Below are 408 nucleotides of genomic sequence, written 5' to 3'. Positions count from 1 at the left end.
CAGTTTCAGGGTCAGCGCCCGGAATTGTTCCTGGCTGAGACGATCCAGCGATTCCAGGGCTTTCTGCTGTTCCTCCAGATGGGTGGAGAAACGTTCGGTCATTACTGGCGTATACTCAGGTTGCTCGCTGAGTTGCGATACCAGCAGGTAACCGCCAACGCCCGAGAGCAGCGGCACGACCACCAACACAGCAGCCAGCAACCAGGGCCAATGACGGGGTACCGGCAGTGTTCGCGAATGGCCACGCTTGCTGTTAATGACTAAGATATTCATAGATTCGTGTAACGCACCGACTAAAAATGAAATAATTCAAATAGTTGCACTGGTTTTCTTGATTATTTTTTACAATTGCAGGCTAGTCTAAGTAAAACCCATGAGCAAGACAACTTCTCCCAAAGCCCTGCTCGC

The 408-nt window shown here is 50.5% G+C and carries 1 pseudogene; it reads right to left on the bottom strand.

Annotation, left to right across the window (positions count from 1 at the left end):
• Positions 1-273, bottom strand: a pseudogene (locus tag A3714_RS17670) (hypothetical protein); the annotation flags it as partial.
• Positions 274-408 lie beyond the last annotated feature (135 nt).

It is taken from the genome of Alcanivorax sp. HI0007, assembly GCF_001635525.1.
GTDB lineage: Bacteria > Pseudomonadota > Gammaproteobacteria > Pseudomonadales > Alcanivoracaceae > Alcanivorax.
The sequence above is the reverse complement of the archived record's forward strand: the minus strand, read 5'-3'. Positions and strand labels throughout refer to the sequence as shown.